Genomic DNA, 8,174 nt, shown 5'->3' with positions numbered 1-8,174 from the left:
CAAGATGAGATTTCCCATTACGCAAGTAAGTAAGATCCCTCAAAGAAGATGAGGTGGATAGGTCCGGGGTGGAAGCGTGGCGACACGTGCAGCTGACGGATACTAATCGATCGAGGACTTAACCTTAAGTTATAAAGTACGGTTGAACTTGAAGTTCAGCGACAATGTTGGTTTTATCCGGTTTTGAACGAACAAGAGTCGTTCAATTGTCTGGTGACGAAGGCGAAGAGGTCACACCCGTTCCCATACCGAACACGGAAGTTAAGCTCTTCAGCGCTGATGGTAGTAGGGGGCTTCCCCCTGTGAGAGTAAGACGTCGCCGGGCAACCCATCACTTTTCGATAAGAATGTTTTCAGGTTAGAATTGATCAATTACAACAAATTTGCAGTTAACAAACCTTGCATTCTATCGGAAAGTATACATATTAATGGTCCCGTGGTGTAGCGGTTAACATGCCTGCCTGTCACGCAGGAGATCGCCGGTTCGATCCCGGTCGGGACCGCCATTTTAATTTAACCTTGTCAACCGATTATGGATTTATTCCAGAGTCGGTTTTTTATTATTTTTATTTATAAAAAATCCTCCAAACCTCATAGCTTTCGCAATCGGCGTATTTTCGGTACACTAAAGCAAAGTGGAGAATGAAAGGAACATACGATGACTATAGAATTCAATGTTCATTCCTTAGAGGAGACTGAACACATTGCGAATAGATTGGCAGGCTTGTTATCCCCTCCGGACGTTGTGACGTTGGAAGGCGATCTTGGTGCTGGAAAGACAACGTTTACAAAAGCGCTGGCGCGTAGCCTCGGCATCACACGGACGGTGAACAGTCCGACATTTACGATTTTGAAACAATACGAAGGCAATGTCCCTTTTAATCACCTGGACGTCTATCGATTGGCGGACAGTGATGAGGATCTTGGTTGGGACGAGCTGTTTTATGGGGATGCGGTTTCCGTAGTTGAATGGGCACATTTAATAGAAGCCGACTTGCCGGAAGAACGCTTGGAAATCCGGATTCAGCATACGGGGGAAACTTCGAGAAAGATTGTATTCATTCCTAAAGGGGAACGTTTTGAAAAGATTTGTGAGGCGATGACGTTATGATATGGTTAGGAATAGATACGGCGAACACGCCTTTGTCCGTTGCGATTGTAAAGGATGGAGCGATTTTGGCTGAGGTGAATTCTTCGATGGCTGTCAATCATTCGCTGCGTGCGATGCCGGTCATTGAGGAATTGTTTGCGACGGTGCAGCTGCAGCCTAAAGATATCGATGCGATCGCAGTGTCGGAAGGACCCGGATCTTATACAGGGGTCCGCATCGGTGTAACAATTGCGAAGACATTGGCTTGGACGTTGAAGAAGCCTCTGTTTGGTGTCTCAACCTTGAAGGTGCTTGCCGCGAATGCTTTTTATTTTGACGGATTGATCTGCCCGATTGTGGATGCACGCAGAAATAATGTGTACGCAGGGGTATATGAATTCGCGAATGGCGGATTGACCGCCATCGCGGAGGACGGGCATTTTGCGATTGAAAATCTGATGGATGTTTTGGCAAGCAAGGAACGGCCTGTCCTATTTGTCGGCAAGGATGTTGCGATGCATGAAGAGCTCATAAAGGAAAGAATACGGGAGAATGCCGTCATTGCTCCGTTCCCGATACAGCTGCCGCGGGCGTCTTCGTTGGTTTTCATTGCGCAGCAAGACGGACAGGAAGAGAATACACATGCATTTACGCCGGAATACCGCCGTATCGCTGAGGCGGAGGCGAATTGGCTGATGCAGCAACGGAAGGATAAGGGCCGTGAATAAGACGATAGAATATCGGAAGATGACGTTGGAAGATATACCGGCGGTCGTGGAAATCGAGCAGGAGGCATTTGCGACGCCATGGACGCAGGAAGTCTTCGAACATGAGATGACGGGAAATGATTATGCTCATTACATTGTCGCAGTTTCAGATGACGAGGTGATTGGGCATTGTGGGATGTGGGTTGTGCTGGATGAAAGCCATATTACGAATGTGGCGGTGAGGAAGCATATGAGGGGCCATGGGATCGGCGAGGCGCTTATGCGGAAGGCGATGGAGTTGTGCAAGGCGAATGAAGTGAGGCTGATGACGCTTGAAGTGCGCGTGAGCAATCATACGGCGCAGAACTTGTATCGCAAGCTCGGCTTTCAGGATGGCGGCATACGGAAAAACTATTATACGGACGACCATGAAGATGCGCTCGTCATGTGGGTGGAATTGTAATGGATAAAGACATGTATATACTAGGAATTGAAACGAGCTGTGATGAGACGGCGGCTTCGATCGTGAAGAACGGACATGAGATTGTCTCGAACGTTGTTGCTTCTCAAATCCAGAGTCAGCAACGGTTCGGCGGCGTCGTGCCAGAAATCGCTTCAAGGCATCATGTTGAACAGATTACGCTTGTCATAGAGGAAGCATTGGCTGTGGCAGACCTTGAGCCTTCTGATTTGGATGCAGTCGCTGTGACGGAGGGACCTGGACTTGTCGGCGCTTTATTGATCGGCATCAATGCTGCGAAGGCATTCGCGTTTGCCAATGGGTTACCGATTATCGGAGTCCACCATATTGCGGGACATATTTATGCGAATCAGTTGATGCAGCCGATGGAGTTTCCATTGTTAGCGCTTATCGTCTCCGGAGGGCATACGGAATTGGTCCTTATGGAGAAGCATGGGGCGTTCAAATTGATTGGCGAAACGCGGGATGATGCAGCGGGGGAAGCGTATGACAAAGTGGCACGAGTCCTTGGGCTGCCGTATCCGGGAGGGCCGCATATCGATAAGCTTGCGCTTGAGAGCGATGAAGCGGTCGACTTTCCGAGAGCCTGGCTGGAGCCGGATTCGTATGATTTCAGCTTCAGCGGGTTGAAATCCGCAGTCATTAATTATAAGCATAATCTTGAGCAAAAAGGCGAAGAGGTCGTGCCTGCTCATGTGGCGGCGGGCTTCCAGCAAAGTGTCGTTGAGGTGTTGACGGAGAAAACGTTGAGGGCAGCGAAGGAATATGGCGTGAAGCAAGTCATCGCTGCGGGAGGCGTAGCTGCGAATAAAGGCTTGCGGGCTTCATTGGATGAAGTTTTTGAGAAAGAGGGGATTCCTTTTTATGTACCTCCAATCTCCTTATGTACGGACAATGCGGCAATGATTGCAGCTGCAGGTACTTCGATGTTCGAAAGCGGAAAACGCAGTACGATGGAAATGAACGGGCGACCGGGTATGGAGCTTGCTTCATGGAATAGTGAGAATAAATGAGAAAATGAATGAAGGAAATCGTCGAGTTCTGACGATTTCCGTTTTTATTTGTCCCGAAATGAATCCGACTTGTCAAGAGGGAACATTCGTACTTATGCACAATTGTTGATAAGTTGTGGATAGTTCAAAGATTCGTGTGTATGACCGATTCATGTTTTGGATAACTATGTTGGTAATCGCCATAAAAAATGTGGATAACGTGGATAACTATGTTCATATCCTATTATATCAACGTGTGGGCTGTTGATAAGATTGTGGAAATCAAATGGATGGAATGTCGAAAACGGAAAAAAGCTGTCGAATGGTGTTCATTCCAGTCGACAGCTATTTTTAGGCTTCCATATTCAATTTTTCGAGCTCTTCCTGCAAATTCAGCCATTCCTCGGAATGGTTGTCGTGCTGCAGCTGGAGTTCGTCGATCTGTTCCTGCAGCTCCATCAGCTTCACATGGTCGTCAGCATAGACAGGATTCAGCAACTCTTCCTGCAGAACGGAGATTCCGGCATCCAATTTTCCGAGCGAGTCTTCGATTTCCGTAATCGCCCTTGTCAATCGGCGCTCTTGCCGTTTAACTTCTTTATCCTCTTCATTCCGCCTGTTCTTCGGCTGGGCTTTTTGATCTGAAGCTGCTTGTTCTGCCTGCAGTTCCTCAAGCTCATTTTTCTTTTCAATGAAGTAATCGTAATCGCCGAGATACTCCGTAACGCCAATAGGACCGACGTCGATCACTTTCGTAGCGATCCGGTTGATGAAGTAGCGGTCATGGGAGACGAAAAGGATCGTGCCTGGGAAGTCATCCAATGCATTTTCCAACACTTCCTTGCTGTCGAGGTCGAGATGGTTCGTCGGCTCGTCAAGCACGAGCGTGTTCGATTTTTGAAGCATGAGTTTCGCTAATGAAAGACGCGCCTTCTCGCCGCCCGATAATGAAGCGACTGGCTTTTCGACATCTTCTCCAGTGAACAGGAAACGCCCGAGTACGGAGCGGACATCCTTTTCATTCATCATCGGCCATTCATCCCATAGCTCATGGAGGACTGTCCCCGTACCGAGGATTGTCGCCTGGTTCTGGTCATAATAGCCGAACTGGACATTCGTTCCGTAGCGGATCGTCCCGTCAATCGGCTCCTGCCTTTTGACGATCGTTTTCAGCAATGTCGACTTGCCGATCCCGTTTGGTCCGATGATCGCGATCCGATCGCCTTTGTATGCATGCATGTTAATATGCTTGGAAACAGGTTTGCCTTCATAGCCGACAGCGATGTTTTCCAATGTAAGCACATCGTTGCCGCTTGGCCGATCGATTGAGAACGAAAAGCTTGCGGACTTCTCATCTCCGTCGGGTGCATCCATCCATTCCGTCCGTTCAAGCTGCTTCCGTCGGCTCTTCGCCATCTTGGAAGTCGATGCGCGTGCGATATTCCGTTGGATGAAATCCTCGAGCTTCGCTTTTTCGCTCGTCTCGCGCTCGAATAACTTCTTGTCCCGCTCATAGTTCTTCGCCTTTTCGACTAAATAGGCACTATAGTTGCCGACATACTTCGTCACTTTCCGCCTCGACACTTCATACGTGATCGTCACGATCTGATCGAGGAAATAACGGTCATGGGAAACGATGAGGATTGCCCCTTCATACGAGACAAGATATTTTTCGAGCCAGCCGAGTGTCTCGATGTCCAAATGGTTCGTCGGCTCGTCCAAGATGAGGAGATCCGGCTTGCTGAGGAGCATTTTCGCGAGCGCCAGCCGCGTTTTCTGTCCGCCTGACAACAGATTGACATTCTTCTCGTAGTCTTCGGGATAAAAGCGCATGCCGTGCAGGACTGAACGCATATCTGATTCATACTGATACCCGCCTGAATCCTTGAAATCAATTTGCAATGCGTCATAATCCTTCATGACCCGCTCGTATTCTTGCGGATTCCCGTAAACGGAAGGGTCCGCCATTTGCGCTTCCAGGTTGCGGAGCCTTTTTTCCATTTCAAGCAGCGGCCCGAAAACGGTCAGCATCTCATCCCAGATGTTGAGGGGGGAATCAATGCCCGCGTGCTGTTCAAGATAGCCGACCTGTACATCTTTCGGCATGATGATATCGCCGGAATTCGCGGACATCTCTCCCGCTATGATTTTCAGCAATGTCGATTTGCCGGCGCCATTCCGTCCGACGAGCGCAACCCGGTCGCGGTGCTGCACTTCGAGTCGGACATTATTTAATATGTCAGTTCCTGAGAACGATTTCGTTATTCCATTCACTTGTAATACGATCATTCAGCACACCTCTATTCCACTTTTAGTGTAATCGAATGGGCGTGCCGGTGCAATCGTTGGCTTTACTTCAGCACGTATCTGGAGTACGATAAAATGACATTGCACGTACGTACAGGAGGTAAGAAATGGCTGGATCGACTCCAAGAGTTCCACAGGCGACGTCAAAACGCCTTCCTTTATATTATAGATTCCTACAAAACTTCGCGAATGCCGGCAAGAAGCGAGTATCCTCCAGCGAATTGAGCGAGGCGATGAAAATCGATGCCGCTACGATCCGCCGTGACTTCTCCCATTTTGGAGCGCTCGGGCGCAAAGGCTATGGTTATGATGTAAACGATCTCCTCCAGTTCTTCCGCAGGGCATTGAATCAGGATGAAGAGACGGATGTTGCGTTGATCGGCGTAGGAAGCTTGGGAAACGCATTTCTGAAATATAATTTTCAGAAGAACCATAATACGCGCATTGTTGTCGCGTTCGATCCGAAGGCTCCGAAAGAAGGGAAGACGATCAGCAACATCCCGGTGTTTCATCCGGACATGATGGAAGAGAAGATTAAGGAATTGGGCATTAATCTTGTCATTCTCACCGTTCCGACGAGGGCGGCGCAGGAAATTGCAGATCGGATGGTCGATATCGGTGTGAAAGGGATCCTCAATTTCACCCCCGTCCGTCTTACAGTGCCTGACTGGATGCGCATCCATACGATCGATTTGTCGGTGGAGCTGCAGACGTTGATTTATTTTATAAAAAATGACGAAAAAGATTCACAAATAGAGTGACCTGTTCAATAGTAATAGAAGTTGTTTTCATGTAAAATGGATTACATACGAAGGAGGTGTCCGAAATGGCTCCAGGAGTAACTAGTTTAATTCTTATCGCAATCATTGCATTGCTCATTTTTGGACCGAAGAAGTTGCCAGAGATCGGAAAAGCGTTCGGCTCTTCATTGCGTGAATTCAAATCAGCGACGAAAGGACTTGTGTCCGATGATGATGACACAGTCAAAAAAGTCGAAGACAAGAAAAATGATGTGCAATAAGTAAGGATGTCTGTCCGATGAAAGAGAAAAATTTAACAGTCATTGAACATATAGATGAAATTAGAAAACGACTGATGGTAATCGTCGTTTTCTTTGTTATTGCGGTAATTGGGAGCTTTTTCATCGCGAAGCCGATCATCAAGTTCCTGCAATCAGAGGCGGGGTATGAGGAATTCCATGCGTTCAACGTAGTCGATCCGATTGCCCTGTACTTGAAAGTAATCATCTTTTTAGCGGTCGTAATCATTTCGCCGGTCATCATGTACCAGTTCTGGTCGTTCATTTCACCGGGGTTGCATGAGACGGAGCGAAAAGTGACGTTGAGCTATATACCATTCGCTTTTATGCTAATGCTCGTTGGAATTGCGTTTTCCTATTTCGTCCTCGTGCCGTTCGTCATGAACTTCATGAAGGAACTGTCTGCGGAGCTCGGCATAACGCAGACGGTAGGCATCAATGAATACTTCACATTCCTGTTTCAAATTCTGATTCCGTTCGGCGTTATATTCCAGCTTCCGATCGTCTTGTTATTTCTGTCGAGACTCGGCATATTGGATCCTGTGAAACTGGTGAAAATCCGAAAGGTAGCATATTTTGTCCTGTTCGTCATTGCAGCTTTCATCACGCCGCCGGACATCATGTCGCATTTATTGGTGACTGTCCCCTTGTTCTTGCTTTACGAACTGAGCATTATCATCTGCCGTGTCGGCTATCGTAAATTCCTGAAAGCCGAAGAAAAGCGGAAGATCGAAGAAATAAAGGCTGAGCAGCAACGTCAGATTGACGAAGTGATGGGGAACTTGGAGAAATAATAGAGCTGTCCCGCTTCCCGGGTTAGTTTTCGGGTGGCGGGATTTTTTGTAATGAAATTCCAGAAAAATTCCCGTATGATAGGTAGAGGAGCATTTACATATACATAAGAAGTGAAGGGGGAAATAAATATGAATCCATTGCTATCCATATGGACCCAGCCGACGAAGACGCTGCAATATATGTTGGAGAAAAAGTCGGTTGGATACGGATTTCTCATTTTTTTATTAGGATCAATTAGCACGGGTGTTATCTCTACGGCAACAACAGGTTGGTTTAATGGACTGCCATTGTTTATAGTTGTTTTCATGTCAATTGTAACGTCATATGCCGGAGCATTGCTCGGATGGGTAATCGTGTCTGCGCTGTATACGTGGATTGGGAAATGGCTCGGGGGGACTGGAATATTTTCCGACATGATCCATGTGACGCCAGCCTCAACAATTCCGATGATCTGGCTTGCGCCGATGAACTTTCTTATTCTTGCGATCTATGGATCCCGTTTATTCGAAACGCCGACAGAGAATTTCGGACTCACCAACCTGCCGCTTGGAGTTTATATCTTAATGAATTTGATTTCATTCGGTGTGGGAATTTACGGTACGGTGATTTCCTGTAAGGCAATCGGCCTTGTACATGGCTTTTCGGCATGGCGGGGATTGGGTGTCGTTGCAATACTTATGGGGTTTGGTATAATTCTTGCGATTGTTTTCTCACTAATTATCGGTCTTGCTCTCTTTTCATTTTTTATGGCTTTAGGATGAAT

The 8,174-nt window shown here is 47.4% G+C and carries 9 protein-coding genes, 1 tRNA gene and 2 rRNA genes; 11 read left to right on the top strand and 1 reads right to left on the bottom strand.

Annotated features, from left to right (window positions below; translation table 11 throughout):
* The 7 genes from M3191_RS15375 to tsaD form a co-directional block, all read left to right on the top strand.
* Positions 1-126 (top strand): 23S ribosomal RNA (locus M3191_RS15375); the annotation flags it as partial.
* Between the two features lie 83 nt (positions 127-209).
* Positions 210-325: ribosomal RNA gene (gene rrf, locus M3191_RS15370) — 5S ribosomal RNA — on the top strand.
* 105 nt (positions 326-430) lie between these two features.
* Positions 431-506: transfer RNA gene (locus M3191_RS15365), tRNA-Asp, on the top strand.
* Between the two features lie 152 nt (positions 507-658).
* The gene (gene tsaE, locus M3191_RS15360; protein ID WP_251701253.1) at positions 659-1,111 is read left to right on the top strand and encodes a tRNA (adenosine(37)-N6)-threonylcarbamoyltransferase complex ATPase subunit type 1 TsaE; all 453 of its coding nucleotides are present in this window, start codon (positions 659-661) and stop codon (positions 1,109-1,111) included.
* Positions 1,108-1,818 (top strand): tRNA (adenosine(37)-N6)-threonylcarbamoyltransferase complex dimerization subunit type 1 TsaB, encoded by a 711-nt coding sequence (gene tsaB / locus M3191_RS15355; protein ID WP_251701252.1) that lies wholly within the window; start codon positions 1,108-1,110, stop codon positions 1,816-1,818. Before tsaE ends, tsaB begins: the two co-directional genes overlap by 4 nt.
* The gene (gene rimI, locus M3191_RS15350; protein ID WP_251701251.1) at positions 1,811-2,260 is read left to right on the top strand and encodes a ribosomal protein S18-alanine N-acetyltransferase; all 450 of its coding nucleotides are present in this window, start codon (positions 1,811-1,813) and stop codon (positions 2,258-2,260) included. The genes tsaB and rimI overlap by 8 nt, the downstream gene beginning before the upstream one ends.
* Positions 2,260-3,291, top strand: coding sequence for a tRNA (adenosine(37)-N6)-threonylcarbamoyltransferase complex transferase subunit TsaD (gene tsaD / locus M3191_RS15345; protein ID WP_251701250.1), 1,032 nt, complete (start codon positions 2,260-2,262; stop codon positions 3,289-3,291). Before rimI ends, tsaD begins: the two co-directional genes overlap by 1 nt.
* A gap of 330 nt (positions 3,292-3,621) precedes the next feature.
* Here tsaD and abc-f read toward each other — a convergent pair whose 3' ends face one another.
* A complete protein-coding gene (gene abc-f / locus M3191_RS15340) occupies positions 3,622-5,559 on the bottom strand; it encodes a ribosomal protection-like ABC-F family protein (RefSeq protein WP_251701249.1) in 1,938 nt (645 codons plus the stop codon).
* A 125-nt stretch (positions 5,560-5,684) separates the two neighbouring features.
* Here abc-f and M3191_RS15335 point away from each other — a divergent pair, with 125 nt between their 5' ends.
* From M3191_RS15335 to M3191_RS15320, 4 genes are all read left to right on the top strand, one after another.
* A complete protein-coding gene (locus tag M3191_RS15335) occupies positions 5,685-6,338 on the top strand; it encodes a redox-sensing transcriptional repressor Rex (protein ID WP_251701248.1) in 654 nt (217 codons plus the stop codon).
* A 65-nt stretch (positions 6,339-6,403) separates the two neighbouring features.
* A complete protein-coding gene (locus M3191_RS15330; protein WP_060205182.1) occupies positions 6,404-6,598 on the top strand; it encodes a twin-arginine translocase TatA/TatE family subunit in 195 nt (64 codons plus the stop codon).
* A gap of 17 nt (positions 6,599-6,615) precedes the next feature.
* On the top strand, positions 6,616-7,410 hold the full coding sequence (gene tatC, locus M3191_RS15325; RefSeq protein WP_251701247.1) for a twin-arginine translocase subunit TatC: 795 nt from the start codon (positions 6,616-6,618) through the stop codon (positions 7,408-7,410).
* A gap of 129 nt (positions 7,411-7,539) precedes the next feature.
* Positions 7,540-8,172 carry a Yip1 family protein gene (locus M3191_RS15320; RefSeq protein WP_251701246.1) on the top strand — a complete coding sequence of 211 codons (633 nt, stop codon included), beginning with the start codon at positions 7,540-7,542 and terminating at the stop codon, positions 8,170-8,172.
* Positions 8,173-8,174 lie beyond the last annotated feature (2 nt).

The organism is Sporosarcina luteola, from assembly GCF_023715535.1.
GTDB classification, from domain to species: Bacteria; Bacillota; Bacilli; order Bacillales_A; family Planococcaceae; genus Sporosarcina; species Sporosarcina luteola_B.
The sequence above is the reverse complement of the archived record's forward strand: the minus strand, read 5'-3'. Positions and strand labels throughout refer to the sequence as shown.